Source organism: Halomonas daqiaonensis, from assembly GCF_900109725.1.
GTDB classification, from domain to species: Bacteria; Pseudomonadota; Gammaproteobacteria; order Pseudomonadales; family Halomonadaceae; genus Halomonas; species Halomonas daqiaonensis.
Genome location: NZ_FOBC01000007.1, coordinates 147,311 through 167,589 on the forward strand (window position 1 = coordinate 147,311; position 20,279 = coordinate 167,589).

At 65.2% G+C, this 20,279-nt stretch carries 19 protein-coding genes and 1 tRNA gene; 12 read left to right on the forward strand and 8 right to left on the reverse strand.

What is annotated here, in order from left to right:
• Window positions 1-122 precede the first annotated feature (122 nt).
• Window positions 123-209, reverse strand: a tRNA-Leu gene (locus BMY30_RS07590).
• 234 nt (window positions 210-443) lie between these two features.
• On the opposite strand from BMY30_RS07590, the gene rnr reads away from it, so the two are divergent.
• The 9 genes from rnr (at window position 444) to BMY30_RS07635 (ending at window position 8,460) form a co-directional block, all read left to right on the forward strand.
• Entirely contained in the window at window positions 444-2,846 is a 2,403-nt protein-coding gene (gene rnr / locus BMY30_RS07595) for a ribonuclease R (protein ID WP_089712189.1), read from the forward strand.
• On the forward strand, window positions 2,846-3,691 hold the full coding sequence (gene rlmB, locus BMY30_RS07600) for a 23S rRNA (guanosine(2251)-2'-O)-methyltransferase RlmB (protein WP_089712191.1): 846 nt from the start codon (window positions 2,846-2,848) through the stop codon (window positions 3,689-3,691). The genes rnr and rlmB overlap by 1 nt, the downstream gene beginning before the upstream one ends.
• Before the next feature lie 391 nt (window positions 3,692-4,082).
• Entirely contained in the window at window positions 4,083-4,460 is a 378-nt protein-coding gene (rpsF, locus tag BMY30_RS07605; RefSeq protein WP_089712193.1) for a 30S ribosomal protein S6, read from the forward strand.
• Window positions 4,461-4,493: 33 nt separating this feature from the next.
• Window positions 4,494-4,721, forward strand: a complete 228-nt coding sequence (gene rpsR, locus BMY30_RS07610; RefSeq protein WP_089712195.1) for a 30S ribosomal protein S18 — start codon at window positions 4,494-4,496, stop codon at window positions 4,719-4,721.
• A 13-nt stretch (window positions 4,722-4,734) separates the two neighbouring features.
• Window positions 4,735-5,586 carry a YybS family protein gene (locus BMY30_RS07615; protein ID WP_089712197.1) on the forward strand — a complete coding sequence of 284 codons (852 nt, stop codon included), beginning with the start codon at window positions 4,735-4,737 and terminating at the stop codon, window positions 5,584-5,586.
• 16 nt (window positions 5,587-5,602) lie between these two features.
• Window positions 5,603-6,049, forward strand: coding sequence for a 50S ribosomal protein L9 (gene rplI / locus BMY30_RS07620; protein WP_089712199.1), 447 nt, complete (start codon window positions 5,603-5,605; stop codon window positions 6,047-6,049).
• A gap of 217 nt (window positions 6,050-6,266) precedes the next feature.
• The gene (dnaB, locus tag BMY30_RS07625; RefSeq protein ID WP_089712201.1) at window positions 6,267-7,655 is read left to right on the forward strand and encodes a replicative DNA helicase; all 1,389 of its coding nucleotides are present in this window, start codon (window positions 6,267-6,269) and stop codon (window positions 7,653-7,655) included.
• Window positions 7,656-7,727: 72 nt separating this feature from the next.
• A complete protein-coding gene (locus tag BMY30_RS07630; RefSeq protein ID WP_089712203.1) occupies window positions 7,728-8,021 on the forward strand; it encodes a hypothetical protein in 294 nt (97 codons plus the stop codon).
• A gap of 136 nt (window positions 8,022-8,157) precedes the next feature.
• Entirely contained in the window at window positions 8,158-8,460 is a 303-nt protein-coding gene (locus BMY30_RS07635) for a DUF6482 family protein (protein ID WP_089712206.1), read from the forward strand.
• A 123-nt stretch (window positions 8,461-8,583) separates the two neighbouring features.
• Here the strand turns inward: BMY30_RS07635 and BMY30_RS07640 are convergent, their stop codons facing one another.
• A complete protein-coding gene (locus tag BMY30_RS07640; RefSeq protein WP_089712208.1) occupies window positions 8,584-10,170 on the reverse strand; it encodes a cryptochrome/photolyase family protein in 1,587 nt (528 codons plus the stop codon).
• A 113-nt stretch (window positions 10,171-10,283) separates the two neighbouring features.
• Between BMY30_RS07640 and hemH the strand changes: the two genes are divergently transcribed.
• Window positions 10,284-11,372 carry a ferrochelatase gene (gene hemH, locus BMY30_RS07645; RefSeq protein WP_089712210.1) on the forward strand — a complete coding sequence of 363 codons (1,089 nt, stop codon included), beginning with the start codon at window positions 10,284-10,286 and terminating at the stop codon, window positions 11,370-11,372.
• Between the two features lie 43 nt (window positions 11,373-11,415).
• On the opposite strand, the gene BMY30_RS07650 is transcribed toward hemH, so the two are convergent.
• From BMY30_RS07650 to BMY30_RS07675, 6 genes are read right to left on the reverse strand one after another with little or no spacing between them, the layout of a single operon-like run.
• A complete protein-coding gene (locus BMY30_RS07650; RefSeq protein WP_170840095.1) occupies window positions 11,416-11,808 on the reverse strand; it encodes a Na+/H+ antiporter subunit G in 393 nt (130 codons plus the stop codon).
• Window positions 11,809-11,816: 8 nt separating this feature from the next.
• Window positions 11,817-12,086, reverse strand: a complete 270-nt coding sequence (locus BMY30_RS07655) for a K+/H+ antiporter subunit F (protein ID WP_089712212.1) — start codon at window positions 12,084-12,086, stop codon at window positions 11,817-11,819.
• On the reverse strand, window positions 12,080-12,577 hold the full coding sequence (locus tag BMY30_RS07660; protein ID WP_089712214.1) for a Na+/H+ antiporter subunit E: 498 nt from the start codon (window positions 12,575-12,577) through the stop codon (window positions 12,080-12,082). The genes BMY30_RS07655 and BMY30_RS07660 overlap by 7 nt, the downstream gene beginning before the upstream one ends.
• Window positions 12,574-14,082 (reverse strand): monovalent cation/H+ antiporter subunit D, encoded by a 1,509-nt coding sequence (locus BMY30_RS07665; RefSeq protein WP_089712216.1) that lies wholly within the window; start codon window positions 14,080-14,082, stop codon window positions 12,574-12,576. The genes BMY30_RS07660 and BMY30_RS07665 overlap by 4 nt, the downstream gene beginning before the upstream one ends.
• Complete coding sequence (locus BMY30_RS07670; protein WP_089712218.1) at window positions 14,079-14,423, reverse strand: Na+/H+ antiporter subunit C; 345 nt, start codon at window positions 14,421-14,423, stop codon at window positions 14,079-14,081. The genes BMY30_RS07665 and BMY30_RS07670 overlap by 4 nt, the downstream gene beginning before the upstream one ends.
• On the reverse strand, window positions 14,423-17,257 hold the full coding sequence (locus BMY30_RS07675; protein ID WP_089712220.1) for a monovalent cation/H+ antiporter subunit A: 2,835 nt from the start codon (window positions 17,255-17,257) through the stop codon (window positions 14,423-14,425). The genes BMY30_RS07670 and BMY30_RS07675 overlap by 1 nt, the downstream gene beginning before the upstream one ends.
• 263 nt (window positions 17,258-17,520) lie before the next feature.
• Between BMY30_RS07675 and BMY30_RS07680 the strand changes: the two genes are divergently transcribed.
• A complete protein-coding gene (locus BMY30_RS07680) occupies window positions 17,521-19,851 on the forward strand; it encodes a putative monovalent cation/H+ antiporter subunit A (protein ID WP_089712223.1) in 2,331 nt (776 codons plus the stop codon).
• Window positions 19,844-20,278, forward strand: a complete 435-nt coding sequence (locus tag BMY30_RS07685) for a Na+/H+ antiporter subunit B (protein WP_089712225.1) — start codon at window positions 19,844-19,846, stop codon at window positions 20,276-20,278. Before BMY30_RS07680 ends, BMY30_RS07685 begins: the two co-directional genes overlap by 8 nt.
• Window position 20,279: the final 1 nt, after the last annotated feature.

Here is a 20,279-nt window from a genome sequence, read left to right on the forward strand (position 1 = left end):
ACTAGCACCTGAAGCTAGCGCGTCTACCAATTCCGCCACCTGGGCGAACACGAGCGATCCGAGCTGACAAAGAGCGTGGGAGCTGACTCCCTGGCATCCCCTCGAGAGAAACGGAATACCGATGGTGCCCAGAAGAGGACTTGAACCTCCACCTCCATAAGGACACTAGCACCTGAAGCTAGCGCGTCTACCAATTCCGCCATCTGGGCAGGCGAGGCGTATGGTACCGGATTCGTTCGCCGATGCAAGCGGATTTGGCCGCGCCGCGCCGGATTTTTGTCGCCTGCCATGCTTCGCCGGGCTGCCATGGTTGGGTGATGCGGGCAGCGGCGCTATACTGCGCCCATGACAATAGACACGAAATGCCAGCTGCCACGCGCCGGGGGCCGTCCCCGCGCCCTTTCGATCACGCTGCTCCCGATGCCGCCAAGGATGCCCACCGCATGACCCACTGGACGCTCAGCGACGATCCGCACGCCAAACGCGAAGCCCACAAGTATGACAAGCCCGCTCCCAGCCGTGAATACCTGCTCGCCCGCCTGGAGGAGGCTGGCAAGCCGCTCACTCACGAGGCAATGAGCCAACAACTGGGCCTCGACGACGAGGAGCTCCAGGAGGCTGTGCGCCGCCGCCTGGCGGCGATGGAACGCGATGGCCAGGTACTGCGCAACCGCCGCGGCGCCTATGCGCTGATCGACAAGCTCGACCTTATCAAGGGCAAGGTGTTGGGGCATCGCGATGGCTTCGGCTTCCTGCTGCGCGATGACGGCAAGAAACCCGACCTGGTGCTGCCGCCGAGGCAGATGCGCCGCGTCTTCCATGGCGACCATGTGCTGGTGAGGGTCAGTGGACGCGACCGTAGGGGTCGCGACGAGGCCACCATCGTCGAGGTGCTGGCGCGAAACACCCAGACCATCGTCGGCGTCTACCGTGCCAACACGCCCGAGTTCGGGGTGCTGATTCCCGAGAATGCCCGTATCACCCAGGAAGTCATCATTCCCCACAGCGCCTGTGGCGGGGCCCAGGACGGCCAGGTGATCTCGGCGAAGATCGTCCAGCAGCCCGAGACTCGGGTCCAGCCGGTGGGCGAGGTGGTCGAGGTGCTCGGCGAGCGCATGGATCCCGGGATGGAGATCGACATCGCCATCCGCAGCTACGAGATCCCCGCCGAGTTCCCGCCGGATGTCCACGACCAGATCGCTGGCATGTCCGCCGAGGTGGCCGAGGAGGACAAGCATCATCGCATCGACCTGCGTGACGTGCCGCTGGTGACCATCGACGATGAGAGTGCCAAGGACTTTGACGACGCCGTCTGTGCCTGGAAGACCAAGTCCGGCAGCTGGAAGCTGCTGGTGGCTATCGCTGACGTTTCCCATTATGTGCGCCCCGGCAGTGCCCTGGACCAAGAGGCGATCACCCGCGGCAATTCGGTGTACTTTCCGGGCCAGGTGGTGCCGATGCTGCCTGAGCTGCTCTCCAACGGGCTCTGCTCGCTGAACCCGGCCGTCGATCGCCTGGCGCTGGTCTGCGAGATGAACATCTCCCAGAGCGGTGCGATCAGCCGCTACCGGTTCTACGAAGCGGTGTTCCAGTCCCACGCGCGCCTTACCTACAACAAGGTAGCCTCGATCCTCGATGATAAAGGGGAGGAGGGCGACGCCCTGCGCGAGGAGTACCGCGAGCTGGTGCCGTCGCTGAAGAACCTGCACTCCCTCTACTCGCTGCTGCGCGAGGCCCGAGTGGAACGGGGCGCCATCGACTTCGAGACCACCGAGACGGCCATCGTCTTCAACGATGAGCGCAAGATCGAGAAGATCGTCCCGCGAACGCGTAACGACGCCCACAAGATCATCGAGGAGTGCATGCTGGCGGCCAACGTGGCCACGGCGCGCTTCCTCGACAAGCACGACCTGCCGGCACTCTATCGCATTCACGAGAAACCCTCGCCGGAACGCCTCGACAAGTTGCGCCTCTTCCTCAACGAGCTGGGCCTGTCGCTTGGCGGCGGCGACGATCCGAGCCCCCAGGACTACCGTGACCTGGCCGAGGCGATTAAGGGGCGTGACGATGCCGACGTCATCCAGACGGTGATGCTGCGCTCCATGAGCCGGGCGGTCTATTCGCCGCAGAACGACGGCCATTTCGGTCTGGCTTATCCGGCCTATGCGCATTTCACCTCGCCGATCCGGCGCTATCCGGATCTGCTGGTCCACCGCGCCATCCGCTCGGTGATTCGCGGTCCGCGCCAGACCAATACCGTGCTGCGTGCCGAGGGGGCAAGCGTGGAGCCGCCCAGCAAGTGGGCGCCCTACACCTTCGAGCAGATGCTCGAGCTAGGCGAGCACTGCTCGATGACCGAACGGCGTGCCGATGACGCCACACGCGACGTGGAGGACTGGCTCAAGTGCGAGTTCATGTCCGACAAGCTCGGCGAGGTTTATGACGGCAGCATCGCCTCGGTGACCCAGTTCGGCATCTTCGTGCGCCTCGACGAGGTGTTCGTCGAAGGGCTGGTGCACGTCACCTCGCTGCCCTCGGACTACTACCACTACGAGCCCGAGAAGCACCGCCTCAAGGGCGAGCGCAGTGGCATGAGTTACCGCCTGGGCGACGGGGTCACCGTTCAGGTGGCTCGCGTGGACCTGGACGATCGCAAGATCGACTTCGAATTGGCCGACGACAAGCCGCGCCCCAAGCGCCAACCGCGCAAGGGCCGTGGTGGCAGCAAGTCGGCCCAGGGCGGTGGCAACAAACCGGCCGAGGCAGGCGCCGGCAAGCCTGGTGACAAGTCGGGCAAGGGCGGCCGACGCCGACGTGGTCCGCGCCGCTCGAGTGCGCGTCGCTGATGGCGGCAGGTCGCAAGCCTCGGCACGACAGCAAGCTGGGGCAGGCAAGCAAGGCTCAGAAACACACCGGAAAACAGGCGCCTCACGCGCCTGCTACGCCCGGCGGTCTCGAGGCCGTGTTCGGCGTTCATGCGGTGCGGGCGCTGCTCGACCGCGGCGAGGTGCCCCGCGAGGTCTGGGTCCAGGAGGGTAGTGCCGGCACCCGCCTGGCCGAGCTGGCCGAGGTGGCTCGCGAGGGGGGCGCGCGTCTCCAGTCGCGTCCTCGTGACGAGTTCGACCGTATCGCCCAGGGTGCCTCTCACCAGGGCATCATCGCCTTTGCCACGCCGCTTGCCTTCGAGGGCGAGGCCTCGCTGTGGCTGAGGCTGGAAGGCTGGCCTCATGAGGCGCTTCCGCTGCTGCTCGTGCTCGATGGCATCACGGACGTGCACAACTTCGGTGCCTGCCTGCGCAGCGCCGATGCCGCGGGCGTCCACGGGGTTATCGTGCCCAAGGACAAGGCGGCACCGCTCAATGCCATGGTGCGCAAGGTGGCCTGCGGCGCCGCCGAGAGCATGCCGGTCTACCAGGTCACCAACCTGGCCCGTGCCATGGCCAGGCTCAAGGAGCTCGGCGTCTGGATCACCGGTACCGCCGGCGAGGCGGAGGCGAGCCTCTTCGAGGCCGATTTCGCTGGGTCGACAGCGTTGGTGATGGGCGCTGAAGGCAGGGGGATGCGTCGCCTTACCCGCGAGGCCTGCGATACCCTGGTCAAGCTGCCCATGGCCGGCAGTGTCTCCAGCCTCAATGTCTCGGTGGCCACCGGTATCTGCCTGTTCGAGGCAGTCCGGCAGCGGGGCCTCTAACCAGGAAGGGCTTTCTTCCTGGCTCGCCCTCCCCCCTTGAGGTCGGCGCCGCGGCTGTCCCGGCGACAGGCCTTCGAGGGGGTGCTGTGAACCCCTCCCTGGGCGCTACCGACGCCATCCCTGGCGTAGGACCCCCCTTACGACCTGTTCCCGGCGCCGCTCACTTTATTGGCGCGGCTTGCCGAGTAACTACACCGGAGGCATCATTCTGTTCGGTGCTCGGTGCTCGGTGCTCGGTGTTCGGCGCTTGCGCCCCTAGCGCGCAGTCTTTAGAATACTTGCGCCCGCTCGTCCTGCGAGTGGGCTTTCTGTCTTCTGACAATCACTCCTTGCTTCCCCTGAGCGACCCGAGGTCGCCACTGAGGAAGCTGTCAAACCGCAAGGAGATTTCATGCGTCACTACGAGATCGTCTTCATGGTCCACCCGGACCAGAGCGAGCAGGTCCCGGCCATGGTCGAGCGTTATACCGGCCTGGTCACCGAGAACGGCGGCACCGTGCATCGCCTCGAGGATTGGGGCCGTCGTCATCTGGCCTACCCGATCAACAAGATCCACAAGGCTCACTACGTGCTGATGAACGTCGAGTGCAGCGGCGAGACTCTCGACGAGATCGAGAATATCTTCCGCTTCAACGACGCCATCATCCGCAGCCTGGTGGTTCGCGCCAAGGAAGCCGTCACCGAGGCATCGCCGATGATGAAGCCGGTGGAAGAGAAGCGTGTCCGTCGCGACGAGAAGCCGCGCAGCACCGAATCCGAATCCGCCTGAGCCACCCCATCGCACCTCTGAAGGAGACTTCCCATGGCACGCTTTTTCCGTCGCCGCAAGTTCTGCCGTTTCACCGCTGAAGGCGTGAAGCAGATCGATTACAAGGATCTGGACACGCTCAAGGCCTACATCACCGAGACCGGCAAGATCGTTCCCAGCCGCATCACCGGGACCAAGGCCCGTTATCAGCGCCAGCTGTCCAGCGCCATCAAGCGGGCACGCTACCTGGCGCTGCTGCCCTACACCGACAGCCACCAGTAATGCACCGCGCGTGATGTTGCCCGTTGCCCGCTGGGTGATGCGCGGCACGCCCCACGCCGCCGCTGGGGCCGCCGTGGCCACCGCGATTCCCTGGCTGTTTTGGCTGGGGGCTGCGGTAGCGGCCCTGGCCACGCTCCGCCATGGCCTAGCTGCATCGCTGCCGGTGATCATCGCCGCGGCTGTACCGGCCGGCTGGTGGTGGACGCAGGGTGACGTGATCCCGCTGGCCAGCGTCCTGCTGGTGGTGCTGATGGCGGTGGTGCTGCGCTCACGGCTGCGCTGGAGCGAGGCGCTCCTCGCCGGCACCCTGGCCGGGGCGGCGATGATCCAGTTGGACATCTTTCTGCCGCCGGGTGGGGCCGGTCCCGTACTGGAGCAACTGCGCCAAGGATCTCCCGACATCGCGGAGATGCTCTCCGAGCTCTCCCGACAGGGCATGGATACCGAGCAGTTGGCCGGCCTGTTGATCAGCGGCGTGACCGCGCTGATCGTGCTGCTTGCCGCCGTGGCTTGCCTGGCCCTGGCGCGCGGCTGGCAGGCCGGGCTCTACAATCCCGGCGGGTTTCGTGAAGAGTTCCACGGCCTACGCCTGGCGCCCCGGGAGCTCGCCATACTGGTGGTGTTCGGCGTGCTGGGGGCGGTGCTGGAACTTCCGGCCCTGGGCATGCTGAGCTGGGTGCCACTGCTGGTGGCCGGCGTCGCGCTGGTGCATGGTTTTATCGGATTAAAGGGAATGAACGGGCTGTGGCTGGTCGCCTTCTATGTGCTGCTGATCACCACCTGGCCCATGATTCTCATCGTGCTGTTTGTGGCCTTCATCGATACGTTCGCGGACTTCCGCGGACGAATGGCCCGCAGCCACTGACAAGAGGTTTACGAGAATGGACGTCATTCTGCTCGACAAGATTGGCAAGCTGGGCGATCTGGGTGACCAGGTCACCGTCAAGCCCGGTTATGGCCGCAACTACCTGGTGCCCTACGGACTGGCCGTGCCAGCCACCAAGGATAACATTCAGGCCTTCCAGGCCCAGCGTGCCGAGCTCGAGGCCCAGGCCGCCGAGCGCAAGGCCGTCGCCGAGGCGCGTGCCGAACAGCTCAACGACATCGAACTGTCGCTGGTCTCCAAGGCCGGTGAAGAAGGCAAGCTGTTTGGCTCGATCGGTCCGCGTGACCTGGCCGAGGCTATCTCCAGCGCCGGGATCGAGGTCGCCAAGAGCGAAGTGCGCATGCCGCAGGGCCCGATTCGCCAGACCGGCGAGTACGACATTGGCCTGCACCTGCATGCCGAAGTCGATGCCACTGTTCGTGTGGTGGTTGTGGCGGAATAATGGCCGAATAAGCAGGTCAGCGTGACGGCACGCCCTGTTGGACGTGCCTCGAAAAGGGGGCGAGGAGACAATCCTTGCCCCTTTTTCGCGTGTTGCGTTCCGTGTCATGTCATGTGTCGTGTGATGAACAGGCGCCATCGTTCTGCCCGGGCATGGGGTCGGGGCGTGCCATCGCGTAGAATGATTCTGCCCCTTTCTCCCTGAAGGTCCGTGCACTATGAACGAACCGCTCGCCCTCGACCGGGAAACAGCCGCCCTCAAGGTGCCGCCGCATTCGCTGGAGGCCGAACAGTCGGTGCTCGGTGGCCTGATGCTCGACAACCAGGCTTGGGACAACGTGGCCGAGCGCCTGGTGGCGGATGACTTCTATCGCTATGAGCACCGCCTTATCTTCAACGTCATGGCCGGCCTGGCTGAGGCGAACCGGCCGCTGGATGTGGTGACCCTCTCCGAGGCGTTGGAGGGGCGCGACCAACTCGATACCGTGGGTGGCCTCGCCTACCTGGCGGAGCTGGCCAGGAACACGCCCTCGGCGAGCAACATCCGCGCCTATGCCGACATCGTTCGCGAGCGCGCTACCCTGCGCAAACTGATCCGTGCGGCCAGCCAGATCGCCGACGGTGCCTTCAGTCCCCAAGGGCGCCCCGCCGATGAACTGGTTGACGAGGCTGAGCGGCTGGTGTTCCAGATCAGCGAGGAACGTCCCAAGTCGGGGGGGCCGGTCGGCATGAGCGAGCTGCTGACCAAGGCGGTGGACCGCATCGACGAGCTGTTCAACCTGCAGGGCGAGATGACTGGGCTCTCCACGGGCTTCCGCGACCTGGACGAGATGACCTCGGGGTTGCAGCCCTCGGATCTGGTGATCATTGCCGGTCGGCCTTCCATGGGCAAGACCACCTTCGCCATGAACCTGGTCGAACATGCGGTGATCGCAAGCGACAGGCCGGTGATGGTGTTCTCCATGGAGATGCCCGCGGATTCGCTGATGCTCCGCATGCTCTCCTCGCTGGGGCGCATCGACCAGACCCGAGTGCGCACCGGCCAACTGGAGGACGAGGACTGGCCGCGCCTGACCTCGGCGGTCAACCTGCTCAAGGACAAGCAGTTGTTCATCGATGACACCGCCGCGCTCTCGCCCAACGAGATGCGCTCGCGGATCCGCCGAGTGGTGCGCGAGAACGGCAACCTCGCGCTGATCATGATCGACTACCTGCAGCTGATGCAGATCCCCGGCTTCTCCGAGAACCGCACCGGCGAAATCTCCGAAATCTCCCGCTCGCTGAAGGGGCTGGCCAAGGAGTTCGGCTGCCCGGTAGTGGCGCTGTCGCAGCTCAACCGCTCATTGGAACAGCGTCCCAACAAGCGCCCGGTGATGTCGGACCTGCGTGAGTCGGGTGCCATCGAGCAGGATGCCGACATCATCGGCTTCGTCTATCGCGACGAGGTCTACAATCCGGATAATCCCGACAATCAGGGGCTGGCCGAAGTGATCATCGGCAAGCAGCGGAACGGCCCCATCGGCACCGTGCACATGGCATTCATCGGCAAGTACACCCGTTTCGAGGACCTCGCACCGGACAGCTACCGCGAGGCATTCGGTGGCTGAGTTCATCCTTGAGTCCCGGGACCGGCCCCGTATAATGCCGAGCCCTCGAGTTACAACAGATAAGGAGGCACCATGGCAGGCGGATTCCGACGCGGCAATCGCCGGCGTACCCCGAAGCTCGAGGGGCGCGGCGTGCTCCAGTCGATGGAGCGTGAAGGGCCGTTCAAGGAGTGGCTGGGGATGCCCGACCTCTATCGCTACCACCTGGTGGTGGATGGCGAGGCCTACAGCTATCAGACCGAGGATACCGAGCTGCCGGTTCAGGTCGGCGACCGGGTGGTCTTCCGCTACAAGGAGACCAAGGCCGGCAACTGGGTGGACCGCAACTCCCTGGGCAAGGCGATCGATCCTTCCGAATATCAGTAGGTTCGGAACCTGACGGAATGGTCAGGGTCACAGGAAGACAACGTCGATGACACGATACCGTCATCGGGTGCCGTCAGGCTAAACCCGACTCGTATCTTGATATCATCATCGACCCGGACATCAGGAGGGAGGACCCATGGAATTCCAGGAACTCAAAACCTTCGTGGACCACCACGACAACTTCGAAATCCGCGTGATCGGCCATGCCGGCAGCCAGTTCTACCAGGTCGAGCTGGAGGACATCGAGGGGCAGCGCCACATGCTGACCCGCCAGGGCAAGCCGGTGCTGTTCCGGGCGCTGGATGACGTCTATCTCGAGCTCAAGCGTGCCGGTATTCACCGTGCCTACCTGGTGCAGCAGGTGCCCCACGATGAAGTCATCGGGCGAGAGACCCACTACCAGGATCCGCTGACGTCGCGCATGCCGCTGGTCTTTTGAACCTATCCCAACCTTATCCTCGCTGCCGCCGTTCCAGCCAGGCTACCTCACGCTGGCAAAGCGGGCAGTGACCATCGTGATAGAGGGTCGCCGGAGCAAGGGCCTCGAGGGCCTCGCGGCATGTCATCGTGTCCTCTCCTGAGGATCGTTGTATCCCGCGCGATGCAGGCCCCGGCCGTAGGCGGGAGATCTGTCGAGCCGCTCCAGAAAGGCATCGGCCTGCTCGCGCATGGCCGCGCGCTTGTCATCACCCATGCGCCGAAGGCTGCCGTAGATCAGCGACATGCGCGGGTTGCCGCTCAGGGTGTCGGCATGGCGTTCGAGGAAGGCCCAGTAGAGGCTGTTGAAGGGACAGGCGTCGCGCCCTGTCACCTGCTTCGGGTCGAAGCGGCAGTGCCGGCAGTGGTCCGACATGCGGTCGATGTACTTCCCCGACGCGCAGTAGGGCTTCGAGCCCATCAGTCCCCCATCGGCATGCAGTACCATGCCCAAGGTGTTGGGCAGTTCCACCCACTCGCAGGCATCGGCATACACGGCCAGGTACCAGTCGCAAAGCGCCTCGGGCGCCACATCGCAGAGCAGCGCGAAGTTGCCGGTGACCATCAGCCGCTGGGTATGGTGGGCATAGGCATGATCGCGGGTCATCTCGATGGCGCGCTTCAGACAGCGCAGTTCGGTGTCACCGCTCCAGTAGAAGGCCGGCAGGCCATGGTTCGCCTCCAAGGCATTGCGACGTTTGTAGTCGGGCATTCGCGTCCAGTAGAGGCCACGCACGTACTCTCGCCAGCCCAGCACCTGGCGGATAAAGCCTTCCACCGAGTTGAGCGGGGCACGGCCCTCGCGGTACTCGCGCTCGACTGCCTCGCACACCTCACGGGGGGAGAGCAAGCCCAGGTTCAGTGCCGCCGAGAGCCGGGAATGAAAGAGGAACGGCTCGTCGTCGCTGATTGCGTCCTGGTAGCGGCCGAAGTCGGGGAGTAGACGCTCCAGAAAGTGGCGCAGGTCCACCAGGGCCTGACGGCGCGTTACCGGCCAGTGAAAGTTCTCCAGATCGCCGAAGTGCTCGGGGAAATGCTCCGTTACCAGCGTTAGCACGTCTTGGGTGGCGCCATCACGGCGGTGCTGAGGTGGAGATGGAGGCGAAAGCTCAGCAGGTAGCGGTTTGCGGTTGTCATGGTCGAAGTTCCACTGACCCCCTGCCGGCTGGTCATCCTCCATCAGCAATCCGGTGCGCTCGCGCATCATCCGGTAAAAATGCTCCATGCGAGGCGCCTTGCGCCCCTTGGCCCAGGCGGCGAAGTCCTCCGGCGTCGAGAAGAAGCGATCATCCTCGATCAGGCGCCAGGGCAGGGCAGCGTCCGTACGCTCGCGCATCGCCTGCCACAGGCGCCATTCGCCGGGGCGCATCACACGAACCTCGTCGCAGTCGTAGAGGCCGGCCAGACGCTCTGCTTCCGCGATCAACGCCTGGGTATTGTTCGGGTCGTCCAGGGCGCTGTAGTGCACCCGATGGCCCTTGTCGCGAAGCTCGGCGGAGAAGTGGCGCATGGCGGAGAAGATCAAGGCGACCTTCTGGGGGTGGTGGGGCACATAGGTGCCCTCGGAGGCTACCTCGCACAGGGCGATCACCGTGTCGTCCGGCAGGTCGCGCAGACTGGCGATGTCGTGACTCAGTTGGTCGCCGAGCAACAGCACAAGCGGTCGGGGCATGAACTTTATCTCGAACTGTACAGATATCGTTCATGGTACAACTTCATCCCATCCCGAGCGAGCGGGCTGATAGACTAGGGCGAAACGTCTTATCGACCCCAAGGAGTTTCCGTATGACCCCTCCGAACCCCGGCAAGGCTTCTCCCGACCTGGACTCATCGGGCAGCGGCCGGCTGGCCCATGCGCCGGCCGATCACCCGCCGATGCCGCGTAAGAAGATCGGCGTGGTGCTCGCCAACCTGGGCACGCCGGATGCTACCGACTACTGGTCGATGCGTCGTTACTTGAGCGAGTTCCTCTCCGACAAGCGGGTGGTCGACTACCCGGACTGGAAATGGCAGCCGCTGCTGCAGTTGATCATTCTCTCGCGTCGTCCCTTCAAGTCCGGTGAGGCGTATCGCAGCATCTGGAACACCGAGCAGGACGAGAGCCCGCTGCTGACTACGACCCGGGAGCAGACCCGCAAGATTGCTGACGGATTGTACGAGGCACACGGCGACGATGTCGTGGTGGATTTCTGCATGCGCTACGGCAACCCCTCCACCGACAGTGTTCTGCGCCGTATGCAAGCCGAGGGCTGCGAGCGGATCCTGTTCTTCCCTCTTTATCCGCAGTACGCCTCACCGACCACGGCCACGGCCAACGACCAGGCCTTCCGTACCCTAATGAAACTCAAGTGGCAGCCGGCGATTCGCACCGTGCCCGCCTACTTCGAGCATCCCGCCTATCTGGACGCCCTGGCCAGTTCGGTGCGCGAGGCTTATGAGTCTGCCGAGACCCCTCCCGAGGTACTGGTCGCCTCCTACCATGGGGTACCCAAGCGCTACCTGCTCGAGGGCGATCCCTACCACTGCCAGTGTCAGAAGACCACGCGTCTGCTGCGTGAGTGGCTAGGCTGGGAGAAGGACGCGATCCATACCGCCTTCCAGTCCAAGTTCGGCCCCGAGGAGTGGGTGGGGCCGGCCACCGTGGAGCATGTCGCCGAACTGGCCCGTCAGGGCAGGAAGCACATCGCGGTGGTGTCGCCGGCCTTCTCCTCCGACTGTGTGGAGACCCTGGAGGAGATTGAGGAAGAGATCCGCGAGAGCTTCCTCGAGGCCGGTGGCGAGACCTTCACCTATATTCCCTGCCTGAATGATCGCGACGACCATATTGCCGCGCTGCTCTCGATCATCGACAACGAACTGGCCGGCTGGGTGTAGGCGCTCTCAGTCCCTGTCCGCCATGCAGCGGGCCCGAGGCGTGTCAGCCATGGCCGCGATCCGGGTGCGGCACCGGCTTCTCGCCGATCTCCTCGTCGCGCAGCTCGGGCGGGTTGCCGCGGGTCTTGTCCTCATGACGTAGCTGCATGTGCAGGCCCGTCTTGGCCAGCAGATGCGCGCTCACCGGGGCGGTGATGAACAGGAACAGCGTGATCAGCATCTCCTGGATATGGGGCTTGCCGTCGATCACCCAGAAATACAGCATCGAGGCTGCCAGCATGCAGCCGATCCCCAGGGTGGTGGCCTTGGTGGGGCCGTGCAGGCGCATGTAGAAGTCGCGCAGGTGGGCCATGCCCAGCGAGCCGATGAAGGCGAAGGCGCCACCGGCGACCAGCAGGAAAGCGATCACGCCTTCGAGGAGCACGTACAGCGTCATGGGGCCTCCTATTCGATGATGTCGCCGCGCAGCAGGTACTTGCAGACCGCCACGGTACTGATGAAACCGAGCATGGCGATCAGCAGCGCCGACTCGAAGTAGGTCTTGGTGTTCAGCCAGAGTCCCATCAGCACGATCAGCGCGATGGAGTTCACATACATGGTGTCCAGCGCCAGGATTCGATCCGGCATGTCCGGCCCCACCGTGAGGCGATAGACGTTGAGCAGCAGGGCCGCCACCACTAGGGCCAGGCTGGTCCATAGGGCAAGGTCTAGCATTCGTAAATCTCCTTCAGCGGTCGCTCGTAGCGTTCGCGGATATGCGCGATCAGCGCCGCCTCGTCGTCCACGTCCAAGGCATGGATCAGCAGCGTCCGGCCGTCCAGGCGCAGGTTGGCCGACACCGTGCCCGGCGTCAGGCTGATGGTGTTGGCCAGCAAGGTGATAGTGAAGCGGTCCTCCAGCATCAGCGGGTATTCCACGAAGTGCGGACGCAGCCGGCGCCAGGGATTGACGATCAGCCAGGCCACCTCGATGTTGGCGATAAGGATGTCACCGAGCACGCGCAGCACGAAGCGCAGCAGCAGCCACGGTCGGGCCACATGGGGCTGCGCGTCCCAGAAGCGTTGGGTGGCCAGGGGGATCACTACCGCCAGGACACTGCCCAGCAGGATTTGGCCGAAAGCGGCGCTGCGTACTAGCAGAAGCCAGACCGCCAGCAGCAGGAGCGACAGCAGGGGCGTCGGCAGCCAGGGACGGGATTTGATCATGGCGTGCCTCCGGCATCGTTAAGCAGGGCGTCGACCACTACCTGGGGATTGGCGAGCTGGTCGGCGGTGGCCTGGGTGTAGTCGCTGACCGGGCCGGCCAGGGCCACCAGCAGCGGCGAGGCGCCTAGCAGCCAGGCGACTCCGAACCACTGGCGTCGTGGCAAGGGCATGCCCATCGGTTCCCCCTGGCTGCGCCAGAACAGCGTGGAGCCGGCCCGCGACAGGGCGATCAGCGCACACAGGCCGGTACCCAGCAGAATCGGCCACAGCCAGGCGCGCTGGCTACCCTCAGCGGCAGCCATCATCAAAGCCTTCCCGATGGCCCCTGAGAGAGGGGGCAGGCCTGCCACCGCCACGGCGCCGACGAAGAACAGCCCGGCCAGCCAGCCGCCCTGATGCAGGGGTCGACCCCTGACCAGGCGGGTTCCGGCCTTGCCACGCTGCTGGCCGATCAGTTCGGCCAGCAGAAAGAGCCCGCCGGTGATCAGGGTGGTATGCACCAGGTAGTAGAGCAGGGCGGAGACGGCGGCCGGCGAGCCCATGCCGATGCCGGCCAGCAGGGTGCCCACCGAGACCAGCACCAGGTAGGCTACCAGCAGACGCAGGTCGCGGGCGGACAGCACCCCGACGCCAGCCGCCACCAGGGTGCCCAGTGACAGCCACCACACCCAGGCCTGTTCGAGGTCCGCCAGCGGCCCGGCGTTGTCGCCGAAGACCAGTGAATAGACCCGCAGGATGGCGTAGATGCCGACCTTGGTCATGATAGCGAAAAGTGCCGCCACCGGCGCGGGGGCGGCGGCGTAGGCCCGCGGCAGCCAGAAGTAGAGCGGCAGGATCGCCGCCTTGAGCCCGAATACCACCAGCAGCATCAGGCCGCCGGCGGTGACCAGCCCCGTCCGTTCGGCAGGTAGCTCGCCGAGGCGCACTGCCATGTCGGCCATGTTGAGGGTGCCGGTGGCGCCGTAGAGCACGCCCACGGCAATCAGGAACAGTGAGGAGCCGGCCAAGTTGAGCACCACGTAGTGGACCCCGGCCTGGATGCGCGCCTTGCCCCCGCCGTGCATCAGCAGGGCGTAAGAGGCCAGCAGCAGCACCTCGAAGAACACGAAGAGGTTGAAGAGGTCACCGGTGAGAAAGGCACCGTTGATGCCCATCAGCTGCCACTGGAAGAGGCCGTGGAAGTTGCTGCCTCGCTCGTCGTCGCCGGCGCAGGCGAACACCACCGCCCCCAGGGCGAGCACCGCGGTGAGTAGTATCATCATCGCCGAGAGGCGGTCGAGCACCAGCACGATGCCGAAGGGTGGCTGCCAGTCACCCAGCGCATAGTAGGTCACCTCGCCGCTGGCGGCTCGGGCCACCAGGGCGATGCTGATCACCACCAGCAGGGCGGTGGCGATGACCCCGACCAGGCGCTTGGTCCGGATGGCTCCCTGGCGGCGATACAGCAGCAGGATGCCGGCGACCAGCGGCAGCACCACGGGCAGGACGATCAGATGCTGCATCACGGTCGCCCCTCCCCGTCTTCATGCTTGCGACCGTCGACATGATCGTTGCCCGCCTCGCTGCGGGCACGCATCGCCAGGATCACCACGAAGGCGGTCATGGCAAAGCCGATCACGATGGCGGTGAGCACCAGCGCCTGGGGTAGCGGGTCGGCATAGTCGCTCGGCCCATCGAGGATGGCGGCCCCGTCGGTGGTCAATCCGCCCATCGAGAACAGGAAGAGGTTGACCGCGTAGGAGAGCAGGGTGAGGCCGACCACTACCGGGAAGGTGCGGCCGCGCAGGACCAGATAGAGCCCGCAGGCGGTCAGCACGCCGGTAGTGATGGCGTAGAGGCTTTCCATCAACGTTTCTCCTTGCCGGATCTTGGTGGGGGGGCAGTATCGAAGCTGCTGGCGGCTTCCTTGGCCGGGCGGTGGGGCGTGGTGACCTTGCCCAGGTTGGCGAGAATCATCAGCGTGGCCCCCACCACGGCCAGATAGACGCCGAGGTCGAAGAGCATGGCGGTGGCCAGTTCGAACTTACCGACCAGCGGCAAGGTGAAGTAACCGAAGGACGAGGTCAGGAATGGGTAGCCGAACAGCCAGCTGCCGAGCCCCGTGAGGGTGGCGACGGCCACCCCGGCGATCGCCACCGGTTGATAGGGAAAGTCGAGGCGCTGCTGGACCCATTCTACGCCGCGGGCCATATACAGCAGGATCAGCGCCACGGCGGTGACCAGACCGGCGATGAAGCCGCCGCCAGGCTGGTTGTGGCCGCGCAGGAAGATGAAGGCCGACACCAGCAGGGCCAGCGGCAGCAGCGCCATGGAGATGGAGGTGAGGATTGCCGGATAGCGGTCCGGTGACCAGAGTCGACCTTCGCCGTCGCTGTGCGGCATGAATAGCCGCAGCCGGTTGAGCAGCTTGAAGATCGCCAGGCCCGCCAGCGCCAGCACGGTGATCTCGCCCAGGGTATCGAAGCCGCGGAAGTCCACCAGGATGACGTTGACCACGTTAGAGCCGCCGCCGCCGGGCACGCTGTTCTCCAGGAAGAAGCCGGAAATGGGCGCGTTGTCCCGCGTCAGCACCGCATAGTTGAGGCTAGCGACCACCATGCCCAGAGCGCCGGCCAGCACCACGTCGCGCAGGCTGCGGCGATTCGAAGACTCCCGAGGTGTCTTCTGGGGCAGGAAGAACAGCGCCAGCATCAGCAGGATCATGGTGACTACCTCTACCGAGAGCTGGGTCAGCGCCAGGTCGGGTGCGGAGAAGCGGGCGAAGGTCAGGGCGACCACCAGGCCCACTACCGAGAGCATCAGCAGCGAGATCAGGCGATAGCGATGGGTGGCGGCCGTGGCGATGCCGCCGAAGATCAGCAGGCCGGCACCCAGCAGCAGCACTCCATCGAGGGGCTGGTTGCCCTTGTCGCCAGTGAGCAGCGGCATGTTGGCTAGCCCCAGCCCACCCATAAGAAGCGCGGCGAGCAGCAGCCAGGTCATGTAGCGCTGCAGCGAGCCCCCGTCGAACCAGGCAAGCCCCCTTTCTGCACCACGCCCCAGGTGCTGCACGGCGGCCTCGAACACCAGGCGCGCATCCACCGGACGAAATCCCTTGAGGAAGCGGCGCAGGTCGGGGTGGCGCCAGTAGGTCGCGATGCCCGCGACCAGCGCCACTAGGCTCATCAACAGCGGCAGGTTGACGCCGTGCCAGATCGCCAGGTGAAACTCGAACGCCTCGCCCAGCACCGGCTGCAACGCCAGCCCCAGAAGGCCCTCCGCCAGTACCGGGGCCAGGCCCACGACCACGCAGATCACCACCAGCAGTATCACCGGAGCTCGCATCAGCCAGGGCGGCTCATGGGGCGACTTGGGCGGGACCTCGCGGGCCGGCTTGAAGAAGACCGCATGCACCAGGCGCAGTGAGTAGGCCACCGAGAGGATGCCGCCCAGGGTGGCGAGAACCGGCATCAACCAGCTCAGCCCGCCCAGCACGGGTGTTTCCAGCGCTTCGGTGAAGAACATCTCCTTGGAAAGGAAGCCGTTGAGCAGTGGTACGCCGGCCATGGCGGCCCCCGCCACGCTGGTCAGCACCGCGGTGACCGGCATGGCGCGTCTCAGGCCCCCCAGCCGGCCCAGCTCGCGGGTGCCGGTCTCATGATCGATGATGCCGGCGCTCATGAACAGCGCCGCCTTGAAGGCGGCGTGGTTGAGGATGTGGAAGAGCGCCGCGAGCACCGCCATGGGGGTGCCGATCCCCAGCAGAACGGTGATGAGTCCCAGGTGGCTCACCGTGGAGAAGGCCAGGATGCCTTTGAGGTCGGTCTTGAGCAGCGCGAACCAGGCGCCGTAGATCAGGGTGGCCATGCCGACCAGGGAGACAATCACCGACCACAGCTCGCTGCCGGCGATAGCCGGGTGCAGGCGCGCCATCAGGAAGATGCCCGCCTTGACCATGGTGGCCGAATGCAGGTAGGCCGAAACCGGCGTGGGGGCGGCCATGGCATGGGGCAACCAGAACTGGAAGGGGAATTGCGCCGACTTGGTGAAGGCGCCCAGCAGCACCAGCACCAGCATTATGGGATAGCGGGGGTCGGCGAGGATGATGTCGCCGCTGGCCAGCACCACGTTCATGTCGTAGCTGCCGACCATGTCCCCCAGCAACAGCAGGCCGGCGAGCAGTGCCAGACCGCCGGCGCCGGTCACGGTCAGTGCCATGCGCGCCCCCTTGCGAGCGTCGCTGCGGTGTGACCAGTAGCCGATCAGCAGGAAAGAGGAGATGCTGGTGAGCTCCCAGAAGAGCCACAGCAACAGCAGGTTGTCGGACATCACGATGCCGACCATGGAGGCCATGAACAGGATCAGGTAGGCATAGAAGCGCCCGAAGGGTTCCTCGGGCGACAGGTAGTAGTGCGCATAGAGCAGGATCAGCAAGCCGATCCCCAGGATCAGCAGGTTGAACAGCACCGACAGGCCGTCCAGCCGGAAGGCCAGGTCGAGGCCCAGGGTAGGCACCCAGTCGACGGCGAAGCGCAGTGCCTCCCCGGCCGCCAGGCCCGGTAACTGGCCGAAGGTCAGCAGTAGGGCCAGCGCAGGCAGCACCGCGGTGGCCAGGGAGCAGAAACGACGCCCGCGTCGCTGGGTGAACGCGGGCACCACCACCCCCAGCAGGGGCAACAGGGCTATCCACAGCAATGTCATCGATTAGTCATCCTGCGCGGGTCCGGAAACGGGAAGGCATGGATTACCCCCGGGACAGAATGACGCAAGCGACTTGCGATCGCATCCCGTCCCTGGGTCGGGTCGGCCTTCCCTATGGCTTGGTTCTTCCTCACTCTAACGCAAAGGAGACGCTATCGCCGCCTCCTTGCCTTTCAACACCTTGTCTATATAGAGTTGATCGCTTGAACCTCTGGGGGCGGCGACAGTGCCGCGGACCCCGTCGCGACAGGGGAGGGCGCCTGATGCAACTTGCCGTGCTGGGAGGCTTCGTGGTGGCGGGAATGGCCCCGCTGCTGCATCACTGGTTCGGTGCCCGGACGCCGCTGGTAATGGCCCTGCTGCCCGCCTCCCTGGCAGCCTGGTTGATCGGCCAGTGGTCAACGATTTCGTCAGGCGAGGTCCTGCTGCTGGAGTGGGCCTGGGTGCCGGGGCTCGATATCACCCTGACCTTCCTGATCGACGGTCTCGCCTGGCTGTTCGCCATGCTGATCTCGGTGATCGGCGCTCTGGTGCTGGTCTACTCGGGGGAGTACCTGCGCGGCCATCGCGACCTGCCGCGTTTCCTGGTAGTGATCATCGCCTTCATGATGTCGATGCTCGGCCTGGTGCTAGCCGACAACCTGGTCACGCTCTTCGTATTCTGGGAGCTGACCAGCATCACCTCCTACCTGCTGATCGGCTTCAACCACAGCGACCTTGCCGCCCGCAAGGCGGCCCTCCAGGGGTTGCTCGTCACCGCAGGGGGCGGTCTGGCGCTGCTCGCCGGCTTCGCCATGCTCGCGGTGGCCGGCGAGAGCTGGTCGCTGGCCGAGCTCACCCGTCGCGGCGAATTGCTGCGCGGGCATGACCTCTACACGCCGCTGCTGGTCTGCATCTTGATCGGTGCCTTCACCAAGTCGGCACAGTTCCCCTTCCATTTCTGGCTACCCAACGCCATGGCGGCCCCCACGCCGGTTTCGGCCTACCTGCATTCGGCGACCATGGTCAAGGCGGGTATCTACCTGCTGGCGAGGCTGCACCCGTCCCTGGGCGGAACCGAGACCTGGGTGGTCACCCTTTCGCTGGTGGGGGCGCTGACCATGGCTACCGGCGCCTTCCTGGCGATCCAGCACACCAATATCAAGAAGCTGCTGGCCTACTCCACGGTGATGGCACTGGGCACCTTGACCATGCTGCTCGGCATCGGCACCGAGGGGGCGCTCGTCGCCTTCGTGGTCTTCCTGCTGGGCCACTCTCTCTACAAGGGGGCGCTGTTCATGGTGGCCGGCATCCTCGACCACGAGACCGGCACCAAGGACGTCACCGCCATGGGGGGACTGCGTCGGGTGATGCCGCTCACCGCCGCTGTGGCTGGGCTCGCCGCCCTGTCGCTGGCCGGGCTGCCGCCCGTACTGGGCTTCGTGGGCAAGGAGCTGATGCTCGAGTCGGTGCTTGCGGCCGATGCCTGGCGCCCCCTGATCCTGCTGCTGGCCTTCACGGCGGCCTTCCTGACACTAGCCGTGGCGGTCATTGTCGTCCTGCGGCCCTTCTTCGTCACCCCGCGCGAGACCCCTAGGGCGCCCCATGAGGCGCCGCACGCCATGCTCATGGGGCCCGCCCTGCTGGCCGTGCTGTCGCTGCTGTTCGGTCTGGCTCCGGGACTGCTCGATTCCCTGGTGGGCGCCACCGTGGCCGGCATCGGCGCCCCTGGGGCCGAGGTGCATCTGGCGCTGTGGCATGGGGTCAACCTGCCTCTGCTGCTATCCCTGGCGAGCCTGCTGCTGGGCCTGCTTGCCTACCGACACTGGGATCGCCTGAGGGCAAGGCTGTCACGCCTCGAGCCACTCATGGCCCGCGGCCCCGAGGCCGGTTACGAGGCGCTGATGGCCGGCCTAGTAGCTGTCGCCGGCGGGCAGACCCGCTTCCTGCAGAATGGACATATCCGCAACTACCTGGTGATGACACTGCTGGTGCTGATCGGCCTGGTCGGTCATGCGCTATTCTTCCGTCACACGCTCGAGCTCGACTTTGCCCTGACGATCTACCTCCACGAGGCCGTGGTCGCCGGCCTGATGGTCGCCGGCGCCGTGGCGGCCTGTGTGATGCGCTCGCGCCTGGCGGCAGTGGCCGCGCTGGGCGTCATGGGCTTCTCCATTGCCCTGACGTTCGTGCTTTTCAGCGCCCCGGACCTGGCGATCACTCAGCTGCTGGTGGAGACCCTGACGGTGATCCTGCTGGTGCTGGTGCTGTTCCGCCTGCCGCGTTTCGCCACCCTTTCTACCCCTCTCGAGCGTCTGCGCGACCTTGCGGTGGCGAGCCTCACCGGCGGCTTGATCACCCTGCTGATGCTCTCGGTGCTTTCCGGCGAGCGGTTGCCGCGCATCTCGGACTACATGATCGCCAATAGCCAGCCTCTGGGCCATGGCCACAACATCGTCAACGTCATCCTGGTTGACATCCGCGCGCTGGATACCTTGGGCGAGATTTTCGTGCTGGCTCTAGCGGCCATCGGAGTCTATGCCATGTTGCGCTTCCATGCCGAGGAATATGATGCCCGGCACCATGCACCGCCGCCGGAGAGCGATGATGGTTAAATCGGGCACGCTGATCCTCAATGCCGCGGCGCGACTGCTGCTGCCGCTGCAACTGCTCTTCTCGCTGTTCCTGTTGCTGCGCGGGCACGACGAGCCGGGGGGCGGCTTCATCGCCGGACTGGTGGCAGCGGGGGCCTTCACGCTCTACCTCTTCGCCTTCGGGCGTCCCGCCCTCAACGAGATGCTCAAGGTATCCCCTCGCGACCTGGTGGGCCTGGGACTGCTGCTCGGGGTGCTCTCGACCCTGCCGGCCTGGTGGGTCGGCGAGCCGTTCTTCACGGCTCAGTGGTGGACCATCCCGGTCATCGACTTCAAGGCCTCGACGCCGCTGATCTTCGACATCGGTGTCTATCTGGTGGTGGTGGGTTCGGTGCTTACCGCAATCACCGCCCTGGTCAAGACCGATCAGGAAGAAGACGAACACTGAG